19 protein-coding genes and 1 pseudogene are annotated in these 19670 nt (G+C 39.9%); 10 read left to right on the top strand and 10 right to left on the bottom strand.

Features of this window, described 5'->3' with window-relative positions:
• Positions 1 to 4: 4 nt before the first annotated feature.
• The 4 genes from AACQ81_RS09400 (at position 5) to AACQ81_RS09385 (ending at position 4523) form a co-directional block, all read left to right on the top strand.
• Positions 5 to 958, top strand: coding sequence for a polysaccharide deacetylase family protein (locus AACQ81_RS09400; protein WP_237387063.1), 954 nt, complete (start codon positions 5 to 7; stop codon positions 956 to 958).
• Positions 959 to 1077: 119 nt separating this feature from the next.
• Complete coding sequence (locus AACQ81_RS09395; protein WP_237387062.1) at positions 1078 to 2049, top strand: glycosyltransferase; 972 nt, start codon at positions 1078 to 1080, stop codon at positions 2047 to 2049.
• Positions 2050 to 2237: 188 nt separating this feature from the next.
• The gene (locus AACQ81_RS09390; protein ID WP_237387061.1) at positions 2238 to 3197 is read left to right on the top strand and encodes a glycosyltransferase; all 960 of its coding nucleotides are present in this window, start codon (positions 2238 to 2240) and stop codon (positions 3195 to 3197) included.
• A gap of 438 nt (positions 3198 to 3635) precedes the next feature.
• A complete protein-coding gene (locus tag AACQ81_RS09385) occupies positions 3636 to 4523 on the top strand; it encodes a GNAT family N-acetyltransferase (RefSeq protein WP_237387060.1) in 888 nt (295 codons plus the stop codon).
• Between the two features lie 465 nt (positions 4524 to 4988).
• On the opposite strand, the gene AACQ81_RS09380 is transcribed toward AACQ81_RS09385, so the two are convergent.
• The 4 genes from AACQ81_RS09380 to rfaD all read right to left on the bottom strand — a co-directional run bounded on the left by AACQ81_RS09380 (position 4989) and on the right by rfaD (position 8948).
• Positions 4989 to 5774 (bottom strand): glycosyltransferase family A protein, encoded by a 786-nt coding sequence (locus AACQ81_RS09380; protein WP_237387059.1) that lies wholly within the window; start codon positions 5772 to 5774, stop codon positions 4989 to 4991.
• Positions 5775 to 5970: 196 nt separating this feature from the next.
• The gene (gene rfaC / locus AACQ81_RS09375) at positions 5971 to 6948 is read right to left on the bottom strand and encodes a lipopolysaccharide heptosyltransferase RfaC (RefSeq protein WP_237387058.1); all 978 of its coding nucleotides are present in this window, start codon (positions 6946 to 6948) and stop codon (positions 5971 to 5973) included.
• Complete coding sequence (gene rfaF / locus AACQ81_RS09370) at positions 6948 to 8000, bottom strand: ADP-heptose--LPS heptosyltransferase RfaF (RefSeq protein WP_237387057.1); 1053 nt, start codon at positions 7998 to 8000, stop codon at positions 6948 to 6950. Before rfaF ends, rfaC begins: the two co-directional genes overlap by 1 nt.
• A gap of 9 nt (positions 8001 to 8009) precedes the next feature.
• Complete coding sequence (rfaD, locus tag AACQ81_RS09365; protein WP_237387056.1) at positions 8010 to 8948, bottom strand: ADP-glyceromanno-heptose 6-epimerase; 939 nt, start codon at positions 8946 to 8948, stop codon at positions 8010 to 8012.
• Between the two features lie 229 nt (positions 8949 to 9177).
• On the opposite strand from rfaD, the gene kbl reads away from it, so the two are divergent.
• Both kbl and tdh read left to right on the top strand, forming a co-directional pair.
• Positions 9178 to 10374, top strand: coding sequence for a glycine C-acetyltransferase (kbl, locus tag AACQ81_RS09360; RefSeq protein ID WP_237387055.1), 1197 nt, complete (start codon positions 9178 to 9180; stop codon positions 10372 to 10374).
• 9 nt (positions 10375 to 10383) lie between these two features.
• Positions 10384 to 11409 (top strand): L-threonine 3-dehydrogenase, encoded by a 1026-nt coding sequence (gene tdh, locus AACQ81_RS09355; protein ID WP_237387054.1) that lies wholly within the window; start codon positions 10384 to 10386, stop codon positions 11407 to 11409.
• A gap of 133 nt (positions 11410 to 11542) precedes the next feature.
• Here the strand turns inward: tdh and AACQ81_RS09350 are convergent, their stop codons facing one another.
• The 5 genes and pseudogenes from AACQ81_RS09350 to AACQ81_RS09330 all read right to left on the bottom strand — a co-directional run bounded on the left by AACQ81_RS09350 (position 11543) and on the right by AACQ81_RS09330 (position 15683).
• Positions 11543 to 12493, bottom strand: a complete 951-nt coding sequence (locus AACQ81_RS09350; protein ID WP_443089542.1) for a divergent polysaccharide deacetylase family protein — start codon at positions 12491 to 12493, stop codon at positions 11543 to 11545.
• A gap of 30 nt (positions 12494 to 12523) precedes the next feature.
• The gene (gene envC, locus AACQ81_RS09345; RefSeq protein ID WP_237387053.1) at positions 12524 to 13837 is read right to left on the bottom strand and encodes a murein hydrolase activator EnvC; all 1314 of its coding nucleotides are present in this window, start codon (positions 13835 to 13837) and stop codon (positions 12524 to 12526) included.
• 122 nt (positions 13838 to 13959) lie between these two features.
• A pseudogene (locus AACQ81_RS09340) lies at positions 13960 to 14121 on the bottom strand (helix-turn-helix domain-containing transcriptional regulator); the annotation flags it as partial.
• A gap of 9 nt (positions 14122 to 14130) precedes the next feature.
• Positions 14131 to 15390 carry a type II toxin-antitoxin system HipA family toxin gene (locus AACQ81_RS09335; RefSeq protein WP_237387052.1) on the bottom strand — a complete coding sequence of 420 codons (1260 nt, stop codon included), beginning with the start codon at positions 15388 to 15390 and terminating at the stop codon, positions 14131 to 14133.
• Complete coding sequence (locus AACQ81_RS09330; protein ID WP_237387051.1) at positions 15387 to 15683, bottom strand: helix-turn-helix domain-containing protein; 297 nt, start codon at positions 15681 to 15683, stop codon at positions 15387 to 15389. The genes AACQ81_RS09335 and AACQ81_RS09330 overlap by 4 nt, the downstream gene beginning before the upstream one ends.
• Positions 15684 to 16093: 410 nt before the next feature.
• On the opposite strand from AACQ81_RS09330, the gene AACQ81_RS09325 reads away from it, so the two are divergent.
• From AACQ81_RS09325 to cysE, 4 genes are all read left to right on the top strand, one after another.
• A complete protein-coding gene (locus AACQ81_RS09325; RefSeq protein WP_237387050.1) occupies positions 16094 to 16531 on the top strand; it encodes a rhodanese-like domain-containing protein in 438 nt (145 codons plus the stop codon).
• Between the two features lie 76 nt (positions 16532 to 16607).
• Positions 16608 to 17078: a protein-export chaperone SecB gene (gene secB, locus AACQ81_RS09320; protein ID WP_237387049.1), complete on the top strand. Its 471-nt coding sequence runs from the start codon at positions 16608 to 16610 to the stop codon at positions 17076 to 17078.
• On the top strand, positions 17078 to 18097 hold the full coding sequence (gpsA, locus tag AACQ81_RS09315; protein WP_237387048.1) for an NAD(P)H-dependent glycerol-3-phosphate dehydrogenase: 1020 nt from the start codon (positions 17078 to 17080) through the stop codon (positions 18095 to 18097). Before secB ends, gpsA begins: the two co-directional genes overlap by 1 nt.
• A gap of 19 nt (positions 18098 to 18116) precedes the next feature.
• A complete protein-coding gene (gene cysE / locus AACQ81_RS09310) occupies positions 18117 to 18938 on the top strand; it encodes a serine O-acetyltransferase (RefSeq protein ID WP_237387047.1) in 822 nt (273 codons plus the stop codon).
• Positions 18939 to 19005: 67 nt separating this feature from the next.
• Here the strand turns inward: cysE and trmL are convergent, their stop codons facing one another.
• Positions 19006 to 19509 carry a tRNA (uridine(34)/cytosine(34)/5-carboxymethylaminomethyluridine(34)-2'-O)-methyltransferase TrmL gene (gene trmL / locus AACQ81_RS09305; protein WP_237387046.1) on the bottom strand — a complete coding sequence of 168 codons (504 nt, stop codon included), beginning with the start codon at positions 19507 to 19509 and terminating at the stop codon, positions 19006 to 19008.
• Positions 19510 to 19670: the final 161 nt, after the last annotated feature.

Below are 19670 nucleotides of genomic sequence, written 5' to 3'. Positions count from 1 at the left end.
GATTATGACTAAACCTGCATTCATCATCACAATTGATACTGAAGGCGATAACCTTTGGCAAAATAGTGTCCAAATCTCTACCGAAAATACGCAATATTTACCGAGATTCCAGAAACTATGTGAGCAATTTGGCTTTAAGCCTGTTTGGTTAACTAACTACGAAATGGCAATGGATAACAGTTACATCGAATTTGCCAAAGATGTAATTTTTAGAAATACCGGGGAAATAGGCATGCACTTACATGCCTGGAACAGCCCGCCTCTTATTCCACTCACAGATGATGATATGCACTATAAGCCTTATCTGATCGAGTACCCTAAAGAGCAAATGAGAGCAAAAGTCGATTTTATAACTCATCTTTTGGAAGAGAAACTCCAAACTAAAATGTTGAGCCATCGTGCCGGTCGTTGGGCCTTTAACCAGGATTATGCGCAATTATTGGCTGAGTATGGTTATCAAGTCGACTGTTCTGTGACGCCAAAAGTGGATTGGCGTTTTACCAAAGGTGATCCTGACGGAAATGGCGGAACAGATTATAGCCATTTTCCTACTCATGCTTATTTTATGGATTTACAAAATATTTCTAAAGAGGGGTGTTCTTCCCTACTGCAAGTACCCATGAGTATCCAATATAAGCATTCTTCAATGATGAATTGTATTAAACAAAAATATGATCAATTAAGAGGAAAAAAACGTTTTCCATCAGTTAATTGGCTGCGTCCAAAAGGTGGTAATGTAGAGTTGATGAAAAAAGTTATTCAACAAACTTTAGCCAGCGGCAGCGATTATATTGAATTTATGCTACATTCATCCGAGTTCATGCCGGGTGGAAGCCCAACATTTAAGAACGAAGAACAGATTGAACAACTTTATCAAGATTTAGAAGAATTATTTGAGTTTATAAAACCGCTAGCTCAGGGAATGACATTAGCAGAATACTATCAATTTAAATTATGAAAAAATAAGATATATCACAATAATACCTTACATTAAAAAAACAATAAATTTCATAAATATCTCTAATTTTATGAAGTTACGTATTAGCAATACTACACCTAAAATGCCAACTAATTATTATGATTACTAAAACACCAGACACACATTCAGATTGTTCAAAAATATTGTCTATTGTCGTGGCTGCTCATAATTTAGAAAAATTAATTTTAAAGTGTATAAATAGCATAAAGAACACTTTAACTGATTTAGAACCCTCCATATATGAAGTTTTGCTAATAGATGATAGTTCGTCCGACTCAACAACTTCAATTTTAAAAAAATTTTCAGAAGAGAATGACTCTTTTATCTATATAAGAAAAGAATTTAAAAGCTTAGGAAAAGTAAAGAAATATGCTGTTGAGCAAAGTAAAGGTGAATACATTACTTTTGTTGATGGCGATGATTTTCTATCAGATTTTTCCATGAAAGACATCATCGATTTTCTTATAGAAAAAAGACCTGACACGCTAATCAGCCCATTACAAGATGTCAGAAAATCTGAAGATATAATACATAAATCAAAATTTCTATCTCCGATACTATTCGATAGAAATACAGCCATAAAAGAATATCTTATCCATAAAAAATTTCAGGCACATTCATGTGGTAAATTTTTCAGAAGAGATTTATTCAACGGAAGTAATTTTCCAGAAGTTTCATGCTATGAGGATGCTCTGTCATTTTCATCAATATTAGTTAAATGCGACAGAATATATTATACAAGAATGAAGTATTATAATTATATTAAAAGAGAAGGAAGTCTTTCTGAGTCCATAAATAAAGATAAAATAAATGCCATGGCAGAAGTGGTATTTATTGATGATAAAGTATTTGGTGAAAAATTCAGAAACCTTACTGCCTGTCATGCAATAGAAATTGCATATAAATATCACAACTACTTATCAAGGGATTATTTCCATTCGTTAATTAGTCTAATTAATAGTATATCTATATTCAGTTTCATGTTAGATAATCGTGTTAGATTTAGCTTTAAGGTAAAATACTATAAAGTGATGATGAATAAAAAATCATTAATAACAAATGACGTGTAAGATTAAATAAAACAGTGAAATTAATTTTTTATCTGTTTTATTAATTTAAAAAAAGTCACATTTATCAATGAAGTTATTTGATAATATAAAACTTCCTTGATAAAATAGATATAATTTGCATGGCATATAAGTTTTATGTAAACTTATATGCCATAGTGATATTATGAACATTTTCATTGAGGTAGATAATGAACTTATCCCTTAGACTTTCTGTATTAATGTCAGTCTACAATGGTGAAGATTATTTAGCAGAATCTATTGATTCTATATTATCACAGACATTTGAAGGTTATGAACTTATCATAATTGATGATGGTTCAACTGATTCGACCTCTTCTATTCTATCTTCATATGCCAAAAAAGATAAGCGAATCAGAATAATAACCAATGAAAACAATATTGGTTTAATTAGTTCTCTTAATAAAGGATTGCATATAGCATCTAGTAATTTAGTTGCAAGAATGGATGCTGATGACATTGCAATTCCTGAGCGCTTTGAAATTCAAATGGATTTTATGCGTGATCACCCAAATGTAGCTGTTTGTGGAGGATTCACAACATATCTGGAGAACCCGGCTAAGGGTGATGTACATGCTATAAACCATGAAGATATTGTTGCTGAATGTTTTTTTCATTGTCCCTTCGCTCATCCTACTGTGATTATGAGGAAAGACAAAATATTAGAGTTAACAGATGGATATGATCCAAATGACCTATATGCGGAAGATTACGGATTATGGAGCCGATTAGTTATTTCAAAAAAAATTAAATTTGCAAATATAAATAAATCTCTTTTAAAATATCGTACACATCCAAATAATCCTAGGATTGAATACAAGAAAAAGCAAAAAGAAACAGCAAATAATATTCAGAGAAAAATGTTCTTATCTTTAGGTATAAACATTCCGTTGAAAGATATTGATTTACTCAATCATTCTGAAGGTAAAATATCTATTGGCAACATCAAAAAATGTGAATCTTGGCTGCTAAAAATAGAAAGAAGCACTGATAACATGGAACCCCTTGAAAGAATTGCTTTTCTAAAAGAAATTAAAGATAAAAAAATGTATTTATGGAGAAGAATAAGAAAAAATTCAATTCCAGCCATACTAAGATATATAACTGCAAGATTTTACTATAGAAAATAATTTTTCATGGTTTTGTATAATTATTATTACGTTACAAGTGACCACTCAGATGGTCACGGTAACCTTTGCTTCTTTTAAGAAAGAGTAACATAGAATCATGTATATTTTAAATATGTTATTAATAGCCCATTAATAAATTATAAAAATCAATATGTAAACAATTAATCTTAGACATTTTCTACTATATTTTATCAAAGCCAATGTTTTTTACAGCTAATTAAAGACTCATTGACTCAGAATCAAGGTCATTTATTTGAAGAAAATTATGAAAGCGTCAACCTGTTATTTTATAAAATAGTTATTATTTTACTATAAATCATTTTTAAATTAAGTGATCATATATTCTATTACATTGTTTTTAGGTAAAATGGTACAATTGACTAACTTATTCTAATTATTGACAGATCAAACCATAATATGCTTATGGAGATATTTCCTATGGGGACAGTAAAAGCACTTCTTTCAGGATGGAAAGAATGCGATTTTGAGCAGTATAAAGAAGCTTATACTCTTTTAGGTGGATGTACATCAGCACATCCCAACATTATATCCTTTTTGGATAGACATCTTGATGAAAAATTGTTCTTCTATATTAAAAGAACAGAAACTTCAATCAAAGGAGCCTATTTTTCTTTTAAAAATAAAAAATTAGTTGAAAATATGCAAACTAGATATCCATTTTCATATGACGAAATTATTTTCCCCATAGCAAGGAATGTTAAGCTATTTCTACCTGTAAAATCAAAGCGATTATCTCCAATCCATAAAGATAACTTTATCAATATCAGCCATCATCCACGATTGAACAAACGAAAAATCTGTTTAATCAAAGACAATTTTTCTTACAAAACCCGCCGGAACCGCAGCAACGAAATAAATAAATTCAAACGTGCGGGTGGAGAAATTCGTTCTTCAAGTGAATTTAGTGCACAAGAATTGGTGGACATCTATATCGATTTGTACCAGAAACGTTGGAATTATAACCACTCTGAAGAGCAAAAAAAGCATCTACTTGAAATATATACAGAGCTTCGTGATCATATATTTGGCTGTGTGTTACTTATCAACAGTAAACCTTGTGCTTACGATTTTGTCCTATCGGCGGAAAGTCCTAAATGGATTTCATTTGATGCCATTAATGGTGGTTATGACCCTGAATATGCATACCTTAGTGTTGGTAGTATCTTAATGTGGGTGAATATCCAACAAGCAAAAGTACTATGCCAACAGGGAGACAAAACTATGCGTTATTCCTTAGGTAATCCTACTCTTGAATATAAACATCGTTGGTGTGAAACATTCCCTCTAGGAAAAGTTCTTTTTTAGAGCTTACTTCAAAAGCAGCATAACTTCTAATGGTTCAATATGTTATATCGTATTATCTATTAATTTAAGTCAATGCTGCTATTTTCTATATGAGTTCCCTCTGCCAACCTCAGCACCCGTTGGTTTATGGTCGCCCGTTCAAGTGGAGCACTTCAATTTTTTTGATAGCAGTGAAATAAAATTGAGATTATTTGGATCAAAAAATGTGACTTTTTTATGAATTAAACATAATATTTATCGCATTATTTTTTCCATTTTACAGGGTTCTCTAAAATGAAAAATTCTAATTAAAGCACCGTAGTATTTATCTCTTTATGTTATGTACGATTACAACAATTGATAATAATGTTTTCTATATAATAACCATCGAATAATTTGTATAAAAATACCACTTTAGTTATAAACTGAAGCAATGAATAACCCAAGCTCCTAAGAAAGGAGCTCTGTAATGATGAGATTGAAATATTATTTCATCAAAGAAATAAAAATAAAAGTTAAGATACAACCAAGAAGAAATCCTATTGAAAAATATTTTATTTTCTTTTGTCTTTTGTCTTTATTATGGGAAATATCATTTTCATTAATAATATGCTGATCCCAGCCAATATGTTCTGTTGCACTATTCTTTAAGAGAACAGCATACATTCCCATATCATAATACAATTTTGAAATATGCGCTTCAGCTTCTCCAAAATCTTTCCCAACATAGTAAGGAGCTATTCTTAAGTAATCACTTTTTCTGCGTAAACCAGGATTAAAGCTAAATCCCTTCCAAACTTCATCATTGCTTTCTAATATCGAAAAATCTACTCCACAGACCGATTGCGGATTAGAGGGATAATGGAAAGGATAATTAATCTTTATATCTTTTTCAAAATCACGTAACCATACTTGCAGAATGTCATGATTTTTTTCAAGCAGTAAACGTGAATCTTCGATAAATCTATCTCTATAAAAAAGCCAATCATCTTCACAATGGAAAATATATTGTGTCTCTACTTTACTATAAGCTAGATCTATAGACTTTATTTGTCCAACCTTGGGATTATTTATTATTATTTCGCAATGAGGTTTCCAATGTTCTGGTATTACCTCTACAATTTTTTTGTTTCCTGAATCCTCTGTAATTATCACTTTTCCAATTGGATAAGTATTATTCTTATCCAATGATTGAATAGTATTTTCTAATAGTTCAAACCTTCCACAACTTGTGATAACTATAGTGACATCACTTTTATCTGAAAAAATCATATATATATACCTGATTTTATTTTTAGAAAAATTTTTTGGATAATTAATTTTATCGCTAAATATTGAGATCAAACCTCTATATGTTTTTGACAAAACACAACATCAGTACTTTTAGAAAATCTAATCAATTTTAAATTAGGGAACGAACGCGTGTTGGATGTCATATTTTAATATAAAAATCGTTTGTGCATAGCCACTAGGAAAAGTTCTTTTTTAGAACTTCTTGCAAGAGCGACATAACTCCTGATGGTACGATACCCTGCATCGTACCATCACCCGATTTCAGGGAGTGCTGCTCTTTGCCATATCCGCCGATCAACCCCGGATCTGTCGGCCCAAATAACGTAATATTGGGCCGATCAAGCGCCGCTGTAAGATGGCTTAATCCCGTATCAACGGAAACCACCGCTTTTGCACCAGCGAGAATTTGAGCAACTTCCGCAAGACTCAATCTCGGTAACACATCAACATGAGAAAACCCTTCTGCCAGCTTTAATGCCCGTTGGTGTTCGTGCTCTTCGCCCCAAGGTAGTTTGATTCGCATGCCTGTTGTTTGGATATCGGCAATAAGTTGTCGCCAATGATTTTCAGGCCAGTGCTTTTCATCACGAGTTGTTGCATGAAGGAAGACCAGATAATCACTTTGGTTTCCTGCTTGTTGGTTCAGAAAGTGGCGAGCGATGGCATAATCACCTTGTTCCGACGATTTTTTATAGTCCAGACTTTCAGCAAACAAGGCACGAATGCGTTCAACCGCATGTTGTTGCTTGCTAACAGAATGACGGTGATCGTAGAAAACGCTGGCGATGGGTTCACGGATACTTTTTCTGTCATAACCATGTTTTGCACCATGTGCCAGTCGAGTCACCAAGAAGGCACTTTTTAACAATCCTTGGGCATCAATGATCGCGTCATAGTGATGCAGCCTCAGTTGGTTCCGAAACTGCGCGCGTTCTTCACGGATATCTTTCCTGAACCAATTTTTCCGCCAGCGACGGATAGCGACAGGAATAACATTTGCGACAGCACTGTGCCAGGTTGGGATTTGTGCAAACGCCTCTTCAACCACCCAATCAAATTGAATCTCAGGAAAATGCTGTCTGGCATCTGTCAGAGCCGGCAGAGTGTGCAACACATCTCCCATTGAAGATGTTTTTACCAGTAAAACACGCATTAATTCTGGCTCTCCGCCTGTAGCAGTTGTTCTAATGACGCTAAAACCATGTCAGGATGAATATCAATCAAACTCTGGTGATAACCGCCATCACTGTCACCTTTTCTGATCTTGTGATATCCCCTAATCAGGCGAATAACTTCAGCCTTATTTGATAACGGTGGAGTGAAATCAGGACTACTTGGGCCATATAATGCGACTAAAGGACGCTTTAAGGCTGCCGCAACGTGCATCAAACCTGAATCGTTCGTTACTATGGCGTCACAGGCTGCGATAATATTGACTGCTTGTTCAAGTGAGGTTTTTCCTGCCAGATTGAGACAATCTTCGCGGGCTTCTTTGCTTAAAAGGGTGCGTATATCTTCACTCGTTTCGTGATCTTTGGCGGAGCCAAACAGTAAAATTTGATATCCCTTTTGGGAAATTAACTGTTCGGCAAGGGTTGCATAGTGATAATGCGGCCAGCGTTTGGCTGGACCAAATTCGGCTCCAGGGCAGAATCCAATAATGGGACGGTGATCGGCAATATTGAAGGCTGAGGTTGATTCTGCAATATCTTCGTCATTGACAGCTAACTGCGGCCACAACAGAGGCTGAGGAAGATCATCGGCACTGCGTATATTTTTTGCATCATATGCGAGAGCTACATAGCGCTGAACCATGAGTGGAAAAGCTTTTTTGTCCAAGGTACGGATATCATTTAACAGCCCGTAACGCATTTCACCGCGCCAGCCTGTACGCAGCGGGATATTGGCGAAGAAAGGCACCAATGCGGACTTGAATGAATTGGGTAGCACATAGGCGCGATCGTACTTATTTTCACGCAATGTGATCCCAAGGCGACGACGTTCTCCCACGGCCAAGACACCATGACCAAGCGGCATAGCCAATGCCTGATTCACTTCTGGCATCTTTGCCAATAATGGACGGCACCATGCGGGAGCCATCACATCAATTTCTGCATTAGGATACAAATCTTTCAGAGTACGGTAGAGGCTTTGTGACATCATCATGTCACCTACCCATGATGGGCCGATCACCAATATCTTCATAGAAGTCGATTAATTATCCTGATTGAGCCATTGCATATATTCAGCAACACCTTCAGCAACGGTCTTGAACGGCTTTTCATAACCAGCAGCACGAAGTTTTGTCAAATCGGCCTGAGTGAAACTCTGATAGCGGCCTTTTAACTTTTCTGGGAAATCGATGTATTCCACAGCAGGCGATTTTTCTTTATGGAATTCAGTAACAGCATCGGCAACAGACTGAAAAGATTCTGCACGACCCGTTCCACAGTTAAAAATACCGGAAATGCTGTTTTTCCAGAACCACAGATTTACCGCAGCGACATCACCGACATAGATAAAATCGCGACAGAAGTTTTCACTACCAGCAAATAATTTCGGGTTTTGCCCTTGGTGAATTTGATTGTTTAAATGATAGGCAACACTCGCCATACTGCCTTTATGCCCTTCGCGCGGCCCATATACATTGAAATAACGGAAGCCACAAACTTGGGAAGCCGCATGAGGTAAAATATCGCGAACATACTGGTCAAAAAGAAATTTGGAGTAGCCATAAACATTGAGAGGTTTTTCGTACTGACGTTCTTCAATGAAATTATCACTGCGGCCACCGTAAGTTGCAGCAGAAGATGCATACAGAAACGGGATCTGACGCTCAAGGCAATAATGCAGTACATCTTTAGAGTACTGATAATTATTGTCCATCATATACTTGCCATCCCATTCCGTTGTGGACGAGCACGCACCTTCATGGAAAATGGCATCAATATCACCTAAATCATCACCTGCAACGATACTGGCAACGAAATCTTCCTTATCCATATAATCGGTGATATCCAAATCAACCAAATTGACAAATTTTGTGCCGTCTTTCAGATTATCAACAACCAAAATATCCTTATAGCCTTCGTCATTCAGTGCCTTGACAATATTGCTGCCAATAAACCCCGCACCACCAGTGACAATAATCATTTGGCTCACCTCTAAATAGTCAGTATCTTTGGAACGTATAATAGCACTTAACCCTACTGACGACAGTAGCTTAAACAGGGGAAAGTCCTGAAATCTTATCTCATGGTAGTCTCTGAGCCGTGATCAACTTTACAAAGTTGATATTATCTTTCTTGTTATGTCGTCACTAGCATGATCTGTCAGTAAGATACTCACGCCTTTCACTTAATTAGGTACTCAGGAGAGAAAAATGTCAGCGTCGTTTTACCAGAAAATTAATGAGCAGTTGGAACAAACTCGTTCCGAAGGGCTATTTAAAAATGAACGTATCATCACATCTGCCCAGAATGCCAACATTGCTGTTGCTGAAGGTAGCCAGGTCGTTAATTTTTGTGCCAACAACTATTTAGGTTTGGCTAACCACCCTGACCTGATAGCTGCTGCAAAAGCAGGAATGGATAGCCACGGTTTTGGTATGGCTTCTGTCCGTTTTATCTGCGGTACGCAAGACTCCCATAAAGAATTAGAAAATAAGATAGCTGAATTTTTGGGTATGGAAGATTCCATTCTGTACTCCTCATGTTTTGATGCAAACGGCGGTCTGTTTGAAACGCTGTTTGGGCCGGAAGACGCCATTATTTCTGATGCCTTGAATCATGCCTCCATTATTGATGGTATTCGTCTATGTAAAGCGAAACGTTATCGCTATGCCAACAATGACATGCAGGAATTAAGAACACAGTTAGAGAAAGCAAAAACAGAAGGTGCGCACAATATCCTGATCGCAACTGACGGGGTATTTTCAATGGATGGTGTGATTGCTGACCTTAAATCTATCTGTGATTTAGCAGACGAGTTTGGTGCAATGGTCATGGTTGATGACTCACATGCCGTTGGCTTTGTTGGTAAGCATGGCCGTGGTACACACGAATATTGTGATGTCATGGGACGTGTCGATATTATCACCGGTACTCTCGGCAAAGCCTTGGGCGGCGCATCTGGCGGCTATACCGCTGCGCGCAAAGAAGTCGTAGAGTGGCTACGCCAGCGTTCGCGTCCTTATCTGTTCTCTAACTCGCTGGCTCCGGCTATCGTCGCTGCATCGATCAAGGTGCTGGATATGCTGAAAAATGGCGATGATCTGCGTGAGCGTCTTTGGAAAAATGCGAATCTGTTCCGTGAGAAAATGACCGCAGCAGGCTTTACTCTGGCGGGTGCTGACCATGCAATCATTCCAGTAATGCTGGGTGATGCAAAATTGGCGCAGGAATTTGCGACTGAATTGCTGAAAGAGGGTATTTATGTGATTGGGTTCTTCTACCCGGTTGTCCCTAAAGGTCAGGCACGTATTCGAACCCAGATTTCCGCCGCCCATACTGAAGAACAAATTGAACATGTGGTGGCTGCATTTATAAGCATTGGAAAGAAACTGAACATCATTGCATAAGGTATCACTATGAAAGCCTTGTCGAAATTAAAGCCAGAAGAAGGTATCTGGATGACAGATGTGCCCGCTCCAGAACTTGGGCACAACGATGTGATGATTAAAATCCGTAAAACAGCCATCTGCGGTACGGATGTCCATATCTATAACTGGGATGATTGGTCACAAAAAACCATCCCGGTTCCGATGGTGGTAGGGCACGAATATGTCGGTGAAATCGTTGCAATTGGCCAGGAAGTCAGAGGGTTCAACATCGGTGATCGCGTCTCCGGTGAAGGCCATATCACCTGTGGTCACTGCCGTAACTGCCGTGGCGGACGCACTCACTTATGCCGCAATACCACTGGCGTCGGTGTAAATCGTGCGGGAGCTTTTGCTGAATATTTGGTCATTCCTGCATTTAATGCCTTTAAAATTCCTGACAATATACCGGATGAACTCGCGGCTATTTTTGATCCATTCGGTAATGCGGTACACACAGCACTCTCTTTTGATTTGGTGGGAGAAGATGTACTGGTCTCCGGTGCCGGTCCCATCGGTATTATGGCGGCGGCAGTATGTAAGCATGTTGGTGCCCGCCATGTCGTGATTACCGATGTGAATGAATATCGCCTTGAACTGGCTCGCAAAATAGGTGTCACCCGCGCCGTGAATGTCAACAAAGAAAGCCTGACTGACGTTATGGCAGAATTGGGCATGACAGAAGGTTTTGATGTCGGTTTGGAGATGTCAGGGGCACCACCCGCATTCCGTACTTTGCTGAATACCATGAATCACGGCGGACGCATCGCTCTGTTGGGTATTCCTCCTTCAGATATGGCGATAGACTGGAATCAGGTTATCTTTAAGGGACTGTTCATCAAAGGTATCTACGGACGTGAAATGTTCGAAACATGGTACAAAATGGCAGCATTAATTCAGTCTGGATTAGATTTAACTCCAATCATCACTCACCAATTCTCGGTTGATGATTACCAGAAAGGCTTTGATATCATGCGATCAGGGCAATCTGGCAAAGTTATCCTGAATTGGGATTAACCGATTATTCAAAAATCGGAACAGGTATCCGTAATTTGATGGATACCTGTTTCATCCTCTTTTTGCTGGAATTTTTTCTTATTAACCTTTTGGTTAACTATTACTTGGCTTTCCGCCGTGTTGCTTAAAGTATTTAGCGCCCCTTGTTTCGGTAAGCGTCCAGAAGCTTCTGAATATGCTGACTCAAGGTATCAACAATGACGTTATTTATTAATGCCTTCCCTACTCTCTTGAGATAATCCAACTGAGTTTCCGGTACAGGCTCTGGTTTCTGAGGCCTTATACACTTGCGAGCTATCTGTTGTTCATTTTTGTTTGGCGACACGAAGTTCAACAACATACCCGGTGTTACTAATTCAATATCATCAGGTAATACCGCAAGTGCTTGCTGTAAAGCACGAACGGTTGTTGGATGCGGATGCCCAATTGCAATGGCAGAACCTTGCTTACGGGCAAGTGCAATCGCCCGGTTAAGTTGATGCCGTGTTTCTGCTTCAGTCTGAACATTATCCAAAAAAACATTCCGGCGGATCACTGGAACAGATGTTCCCATTGCTGCTTTAGTCACTTGCGTACTGCCAATCGTCACACTATCCAGAAAATAGAGATGATGCCGAGACAATACTTGCATCACTTTCTCCATCCCCCTGAAATCAGATGTCATTGCACTGCCCATATGGTTATTCATACCCACTGCATGGGGAATTTTTTGTATCGCATCTTGAATAATGCGATCAATTTCTTCTCGGCTCATGGCAGGAAGCAGAGTATTTTTTTCCAATGGTTGCTGACTTAGTGGTGCCATCGGCAGGTGGATCAAAATTTCTCGTCCCTGCTGATGAGCCTTTTCCGCCATTTTCCTGCCGAATGGAGAATTCGGAAGAATTGCAATAGAAACCGCAACGGGCATTTGTAATATCTTGTTTTCTTCATGAACACGATAGCCGACATCATCAATGACAATCGCTAAACGCGCAGCTTGAGCATTTAGGGTCACCAATAATGATGTGAAGAATGAAAGTATCCAAAATAACAGAGTGGGCAGGCCAACATGTTTCATCAATAGATACTTCATTTTCATCATCAGTATGATCATCCTATTTTGTGTTCTTTCTTATTTTCCTAACCACGGCAACGGGTTAACAGCCCGTCCCTGACGACGAATTTCAAAGTATAATGAAGGCTGCTGTTGCCCGCCACTGCTACCGACCAGAGCTATAGGCTGACCAGCCCTGACTTGTTGCCCGACACGAACCAGCGTACTTTGGTTGTAACCATAAAGACTCATATCACCTTTACCGTGTTCAATGACGACAACCAGACCATAGCCTTGCAGCCAGTCTGCCAACAATACGCGTCCATCTGAAATGGCTCTCACTTCCGTGCCCTCAGCGGCAGGGATAACAATCCCTTTCCAACGCAGTTCACCCTGTATTGCTTCACCAAAACTATGGATGACACGACCACGCACCGGCCAGATGGCTTGACCGGCAGGACGCCCAAGTCCGCCTGTTCTGGCCATAAGAGCACGCTCATCTTCTGTTGGTTTATAACTGGTGCCTTTTTGTTGGGCTTGTTTCTGCTTCGCAGCAACTTGTGCACGAACACGGGCCGCTTCGCGGGCTTCGCGTTCAGAACGGGCTTTGGCTTCACGTTCAGCTTTGGCAATCTTATTCCTCAAGCTGGTTTCATTCTGCCGAAGCTCCGTCAAACTCTGCTGATCTTTTTTCAATGAAGATTCCAGCTCCGTCAATGTTTTTTGTCGTGCGGTACGAACCACTTCCATTTTTTGTTTTTGCTGTTTTTGGCTGGACAATATTTCTTTTTGCTCACTTCGCTTTCCCAGTCGCACTTTTTTTTGCTGGCTAAGCTCCTCAGTTGTTTTTTGCAACTTAGCTATAGTCTCCTGACGAGCCTGATTTAAATAACTGTAATAAGCGAGCACACGCTCCTTACGCTGAATTTCTTGTCCATTGAGCAATAATTCTAATCCTTGCTGATTCCCTTGCCGAAAGGCAGCATCCAACTGTCTGGCAAGTAACTGGCGTTGTTCTTTTTGCTGCGTTTGCAGACATTGGATATTTGCATTCAGAGTTGAGACTTCGCTCTCCAACTTATTCAGACGAACTTGTGTGCCATGCAAAGAGCGCCCGACTTCCGAGATAGTGCTTTCTTGTTCTTTTAATTGATTGAGCAAATCAGTGCGTTGTTTTTGCTGTTGTTTGACACTTTTCTCTTTTTCAACAATATCTTGCTGAATATCTTTAAGCTGGTTTTTATTTTCTGAAATCTGATTTGCGGACGTATTTGCACTGAAGCTGAAAAAGGCGAACAACAAAGCAAAGAGATATAACACTCTGATTTTTTTTTGCTTCTTATATTGTTTATGCCGATTATTACGGCTCTTTAGATCCTTATTTTCAGCCATCTTATTGTGCACCCTGCTGCTATATAGCGCTCGATTATTCCATGAGGAACCTTTCCTGACCAGAGAACAGCCTGTTTTTTATCATTAATTAAATTTTAGTTAATTTAGAAAAATCCGTTGCAACCGCTCGCTTCTACAACATGGCGCAATACTATAAAAAATGCTTCCTGTCCGCCTTCTTCATCCATATCAATAAACACCTGATTCAGATAATGCTGTGCAAACTCAGGATCTTCACGGAGAAGCTGCACCATTGCATCATCATGTAAACGTACTTTGGTCATATTAACCCTTTATTTTTCAAAAAAATCATGATCCCGCTCAAGGGTGTTAAAAATCCCTTTACCTGCATCATAAGGGATTTTTAATCTTTTAAATTCATTTTCCCAATTAGATAACGACTCTAGTGTTTGGTCTATATAATCATCTGATTTGAGGTATTTATATTCAGAACAAATTTCTCTAATACGTTTTCTTGTTGCTCTTCCTGTACTATTACCGCCAAATCCTGTCGTATGTTCCCCTAATGCGTTTGAAAATGTTAAATCATAAGCTGGTGATAATACCCATTCTTTTTCTTCATTATGAAGAAATGCAAAATTCTTTGTGTGATCATCATAATTATGTGATAACGCATTAAAAATCATCAACCTAGCCATCTTCTCCACTTCTTTTGCATTTTTCGTTAATACGTTAGTCAGTTTTAATAAGGTCGGATAGTCCATTGATGGGAATCTGAAGTCAGCATACATAAGTGCAGAAACAGTTATCATGTGAATTTTTTTATTCTGTTGTCTATCAAATCTCTTAGTAGCAAAAAAGTATTCTTCTGTTCCGTCAGGCATATCAACATGAAGCAAGGCAGACTCTGCCATATGAACACCAGCAGTTCTGGCCATTTCAGAATATGCAAATTCTATAGCTCCTGTTTCAACAGCTTCATTTAAAGATCTAAATTTTACAATCCAATGATCATAGCCTTCAGGTATCGAGCCAAAAGCAGTGGTTGCATGGCACCTGTCAGGTGACAATGCAACCACTGCTTTTGGTCTGGCTCCGCCAGGTGAGCCTCCCGCTAAACGTAATTTAGATAAAACATTAGAAGTCTCACCTTGCTGAACTTTTATAGCCTCTTCAAATAATTCTGAAAAATCAATATACTCCATAGCCTCTGTTTTTTCATTTTTAGGATAATATTCAAGGACCCCCATACCACGATCGCCTATATATGCCAGGCGGTCTAATGCGGTCATAGTTTGGTACACCCCATTGCCAAATTTACTGTCAAAAAACCTATCCATCAGCAACATTCCCCAACCATCAGGTAATGAGTCTGCAAAAGGTCCATGTAATCCCCCAAAAAGTCGGGGATCTTTGGCTAGTTGAGGTTTTTCATTAAAAGCCATAGTCAGAGGTGATAAATTAAACCCTGAAGCTAACCAATTATTTTCATAAGTGAAATAAATTCCTTTACCTTGAATCTTGGTAAGCATTCCAACTTTTATACCATTGCATAAAACATCAAGATGCTCTATATGTTTAAATTTGTTCATCTTGTCCCCCTCTGACGTTTGGCGTTGTTTAATTCTTCATATGTACTTAGATATTCAGTCTTAAAAAAATTGGATATCGAACCTAACGCATCTAAATGAGTCGCTAAAAGAATCATTGCCTCTAAAGTGATCGTTCCTTTAGTTTCAAATCTTTTGATCGTAGACTCAGAAACCCCTGACTTTTCCGCTAAAGTTTTCCTGGATAAGTTCTTGGATAACCTAAGCTTTTTGGCATTTTGACCAATATTAGCAGCTAATTCAGATGGTGAATAAAGTAAATGAATAAAAGACATCACCCCTCCAAACCATAAAATAATAGACCTTATAAGACCTATTAAAGGCATGAAATGTAAATAACAGGTCAAATATGAACATAATCTCTAGAATAGAGTGTAATTACAACCTTAAAATGCCCCCCTGTTCTCCAATATTAAAATGGGATTAGCCAAAACTGGATCAATCGCTTGATCGATATTTGCGTCTTGGGTTCCTTGCCCGATAGGGTAGAGAGAAATCACTGTTACATGAAATATTTCGATGATGCCTGACAATCACGTCATTCTCAGTGTATTTTTTATTTTTCTCGAAACGCTCTGCAAAAACTACATTGGATTATTGCTAATTGGCTGTAATTGACGCAGCACACAGGTATACTCTGCTACCTTAGATATTTGTTATTAACTAACGGGAGTTGTTGCCCTCCATGCTGCAAGAAATCATGCAATTTATTAGCCGGAACACGATCCTGAGTCTTGCCTGGATTGCATTGCTGGTGGCTGTCATCGTCATGACGGCAAAAAGCTTGTTCTCCAAGAGTAAAGTGATCACCCGTGCGCAAGCCATCCATTTTATCAATAAGGAAGATGCTATCGTCGTGGATTTACGCTCCCGTGACGATTTCCGCAGAGGGCATATCATTGGTTCCGTTAACCTGACACCGTCCGAGATTAAAGACAATAATCTGGGTGAGTTGGAAAAACATAAAAAACAGCCTGTTATTATTGTTTCAGCAAGTGGAATGGAAGCCAGAACACCGGCAGAGAATCTGGGGCGTTTTGGTTTTGAGCAGGTTTATTCCCTGAAAGAGGGGATTGCCGGGTGGGTAGGTGAAAATCTGCCACTGGCCCAAGGCAAGAAATAAAAAGAACTTAAGGTGTGAGCAGTATGCTCGCATTATTAAAGATTAATAAGGACGTCTGAAAAAGGTAAATATGATTATGTCAGAACAAAACAACACAGAAATGGCTTTCCAGATCCAACGAGTCTACACGAAAGATGTTTCTTTCGAAGCACCAAAAGCACCTCAGATTTTTCAGCAGGAATGGCAGCCAGAAGTTAAATTGGATCTGGATACCGCTTCCAGCGAATTGGTTGAAGGCGTTTACGAAGTTGTTCTGCGTGTCACTGTTACAGCGACATTAGAAGAAGAAACTGCATTTCTGTGTGAAGTTCAACAGGCAGGTATTTTCTCAATCGGTGGTATCGAAGGAACCCAACTGGCACACTGCTTAGGTGCATACTGCCCGAACATCCTGTTCCCGTATGCTCGTGAATGCATCACCAGTCTGGTAGGCCGTGGTACTTTCCCACAACTGAATCTGGCTCCAGTCAACTTTGATGCACTGTTCATGAACTACCTGCAACAACAGGCTGAACCTCAGTCTAACGAGGCTGAACAGGAAGCCTGATGAATACTGCTTCTATGACAGTGATCGGTGCCGGCTCATACGGCACCGCTTTAGCCATTACTTTGGCACGCAACGGGCATGAAGTTGTACTTTGGGGACATAACCCTGAACACATCCACGCTCTGCAACAAGCACGTTGTAACCAGACATTTCTGCCGGATGTTTCTTTTCCTGATAGTTTACTGCTTGAGGCTGATTTAAAGAGCGCTGTTTCAGCCAGCCGCAATATCCTTATCGTAGTTCCCAGCCACGTTTTTGGTGATGTCTTACAGCAGATAAAACCGCATTTGCAGCACGACAGCCGTATTGTCTGGGCGACCAAAGGCCTTGAAGCCGAGACAGGGCGTTTATTACAAGATGTGGCGCGTGAGATATTAGGTAATGAAATCCCCCTGGCTGTAGTTTCTGGCCCAACATTTGCGAAAGAACTTGCGGCAGGTTTACCAACCGCAATAGCTGTTTCTGCCACAACACCTGAATTTGGTGAAGAACTTCAGCAGTTTTTTCATTGCGGCAAAAGTTTCCGTGTATACAAAAACCCAGACTTCATTGGAGTACAACTCGGCGGAGCAATAAAAAATGTTATTGCAATTGGCGCGGGGGTTTCTGATGGTATGGGCTTCGGGGCTAATGCTCGCACGGCATTGATCACCCGTGGTCTGGCAGAAATGAGCCGCCTTGGAATAGCGTTAGGCGCTGATCCTTCCACATTTATGGGAATGGCGGGGTTAGGCGATTTAGTCCTGACCTGTACTGATAACCAATCCCGTAACCGTCGTTTTGGCATGATGCTGGGGCAAGGTATCGGTGTTGATGAAGCACAACGCGAAATTGGGCAGGTTGTCGAAGGATACCGCAATACCAAAGAAGTACGGGCTTTGGCAGAACGCACTGGTGTTGAAATGCCTATCTCAGAGCAGATCTACCAAATACTGTACTGCCATAAGAATGTTATTGAGGCGGCTCAAGCATTATTGGGAAGAGCCACAAGAGATGAGGGTGAAGTCTCTCAATCTTAAAAAAGATGGGAACACTTATATGTCGCGAGAAGAGCTGAACGAAGTCTGGAAAAATATAAAAAACGAGGCAAAGGCTCTAGCAGATTGTGAGCCTATGTTAGCCAGTTTTTTCCACGCGACACTACTCAAACATGAAAATCTGGGTAGTGCCCTGAGTTATATGCTGGCAAATAAGCTGGCAACACCGATTATGCCCCCCATTGAAGTCAGGGAAGTCGTTGAAAGAGCGTACCGCAGTGACCCTAGAATGATCGAATCAGCAGCATATGATATCAAAGCCGTTCGATTGCGCGACCCCGCTGTAGACAAATACTCAACCCCTCTGCTTTACCTTAAAGGCTTCCATGCATTACAAGCCTACCGCATCGCACACTGGCTGTGGAAACAAGATCGCAATGCATTGGCAATTTACCTGCAAAACCAGATTTCAGTTTCATTTGGGGTAGATATCCACCCTGCCGCGAAAATTGGTTGCGGTATCATGCTCGACCACGCAACGGGTATCGTCATTGGTGAGACCGCGATTGTTGAAAATGATGTTTCCATTCTGCAATCCGTAACATTGGGTGGTACTGGCAAAGCAGGCGGAGATCGTCATCCGAAAGTGCGTGAAGGCGTGATGATTGGTGCCGGCTCCAAGATCCTCGGCAACATAGAGATTGGTCGCGGGGCAAAAATTGGGGCGGGATCGGTTGTGTTGAGACCAGTACCGCCTCATACCACCGTGGCAGGCGTACCGGCGAGGATTGTCGGAAAACCGGAAAGCGAGAAGCCATCACTGGATATGAACCAGCATTTTAATGGCATCAATAACGGATTTGAGAATGGGGATGGGATTTAAGATTCCATCTCTTTTGGTAATACAGAATTAATAGCACTCAGCGCCTAATGGTACTGAGTGCTATATTTTAATCCCGCAATAAAGCACCGGGATACCCTAGTTGCCGCCATGCTTCAAACACCACCACCGCTACAGTATTAGAAAGATTCATGCTGCGGCTATCCGGCAGCATAGGAATCCTGATCTTCTGTTCAGGTGGCATATTATCTAACACATAAGATGGCAAACCACGGGTTTCCGGCCCGAACATCAGATAATCGCCATCACGATAACTCACATTACTATGCGCCGGAGTGCCTTTTGTGGTTAAGGCAAATAAGCGTGCACCAGAAGGAGATTGCGAATTGACTGAACTGAGTCCTTCACTCTCCAAGAATGCGTTGTAATAGTGATGCTGCTTGATATCGGCGAACTCATGGTAATCCAGCCCAGCACGACGCAAGCGTTTATCATCCCATGTGAAACCCAACGGTTGGATAAGATGAAGCTGACAGCCAGTATTGGCGCAAAGGCGGATGATGTTGCCTGTATTAGGCGGGATTTCTGGTTCGAATAGGACGATGTTTAGCATTATTATTAATAAGCGGTTTAAATAAATATGTAGAGGGAACCTCTAAAAACTCTCCCGTGAAAAAATAAGATCAACTTTGTACCCATTCGTCATAAAATTGATCTTATTGAGAAGAGGGATTTCTGACTTTTTCAAGCATTAAAAGGCATGAATGCTCGATT

This window comes from Xenorhabdus sp. Sc-CR9 (assembly GCF_963897815.1).
GTDB lineage: Bacteria > Pseudomonadota > Gammaproteobacteria > Enterobacterales > Enterobacteriaceae > Xenorhabdus.
Note: the sequence above shows the minus strand (reverse complement) of the source record. Positions and strands in the feature narration are given on the sequence as shown.

Excerpts from the sequence above, each read along its gene's own strand:
- AACQ81_RS09400 (WP_237387063.1), top strand. The coding sequence starts at position 5 with ATGACTAAACCTGCATTCATCATCACAATTGATACTGAAGGCGATAAC.
- rfaD (WP_237387056.1), bottom strand. The coding sequence starts at position 8,948 with ATGATTATTGTCACTGGTGGTGCGGGGTTTATTGGCAGCAATATTGTC.
- rfaF (WP_237387057.1), bottom strand. The coding sequence starts at position 8,000 with ATGAAGATATTGGTGATCGGCCCATCATGGGTAGGTGACATGATGATG.
- rfaC (WP_237387058.1), bottom strand. The coding sequence starts at position 6,948 with ATGCGTGTTTTACTGGTAAAAACATCTTCAATGGGAGATGTGTTGCAC.
- cysE (WP_237387047.1), top strand. The coding sequence starts at position 18,117 with ATGTCGCGAGAAGAGCTGAACGAAGTCTGGAAAAATATAAAAAACGAG.
- AACQ81_RS09325 (WP_237387050.1), top strand. The coding sequence starts at position 16,094 with ATGCTGCAAGAAATCATGCAATTTATTAGCCGGAACACGATCCTGAGT.
- AACQ81_RS09380 (WP_237387059.1), bottom strand. The coding sequence starts at position 5,774 with ATGATTTTTTCAGATAAAAGTGATGTCACTATAGTTATCACAAGTTGT.
- AACQ81_RS09395 (WP_237387062.1), top strand. The coding sequence starts at position 1,078 with ATGATTACTAAAACACCAGACACACATTCAGATTGTTCAAAAATATTG.
- secB (WP_237387049.1), top strand. The coding sequence starts at position 16,608 with ATGTCAGAACAAAACAACACAGAAATGGCTTTCCAGATCCAACGAGTC.
- gpsA (WP_237387048.1), top strand. The coding sequence starts at position 17,078 with ATGAATACTGCTTCTATGACAGTGATCGGTGCCGGCTCATACGGCACC.
- AACQ81_RS09330 (WP_237387051.1), bottom strand. The coding sequence starts at position 15,683 with ATGTCTTTTATTCATTTACTTTATTCACCATCTGAATTAGCTGCTAAT.
- AACQ81_RS09350 (WP_443089542.1), bottom strand. The coding sequence starts at position 12,493 with ATGATGAAAATGAAGTATCTATTGATGAAACATGTTGGCCTGCCCACT.
- tdh (WP_237387054.1), top strand. The coding sequence starts at position 10,384 with ATGAAAGCCTTGTCGAAATTAAAGCCAGAAGAAGGTATCTGGATGACA.
- kbl (WP_237387055.1), top strand. The coding sequence starts at position 9,178 with ATGTCAGCGTCGTTTTACCAGAAAATTAATGAGCAGTTGGAACAAACT.
- AACQ81_RS09385 (WP_237387060.1), top strand. The coding sequence starts at position 3,636 with ATGGGGACAGTAAAAGCACTTCTTTCAGGATGGAAAGAATGCGATTTT.
- trmL (WP_237387046.1), bottom strand. The coding sequence starts at position 19,509 with ATGCTAAACATCGTCCTATTCGAACCAGAAATCCCGCCTAATACAGGC.
- AACQ81_RS09335 (WP_237387052.1), bottom strand. The coding sequence starts at position 15,390 with ATGAACAAATTTAAACATATAGAGCATCTTGATGTTTTATGCAATGGT.
- AACQ81_RS09390 (WP_237387061.1), top strand. The coding sequence starts at position 2,238 with ATGAACTTATCCCTTAGACTTTCTGTATTAATGTCAGTCTACAATGGT.
- envC (WP_237387053.1), bottom strand. The coding sequence starts at position 13,837 with ATGGCTGAAAATAAGGATCTAAAGAGCCGTAATAATCGGCATAAACAA.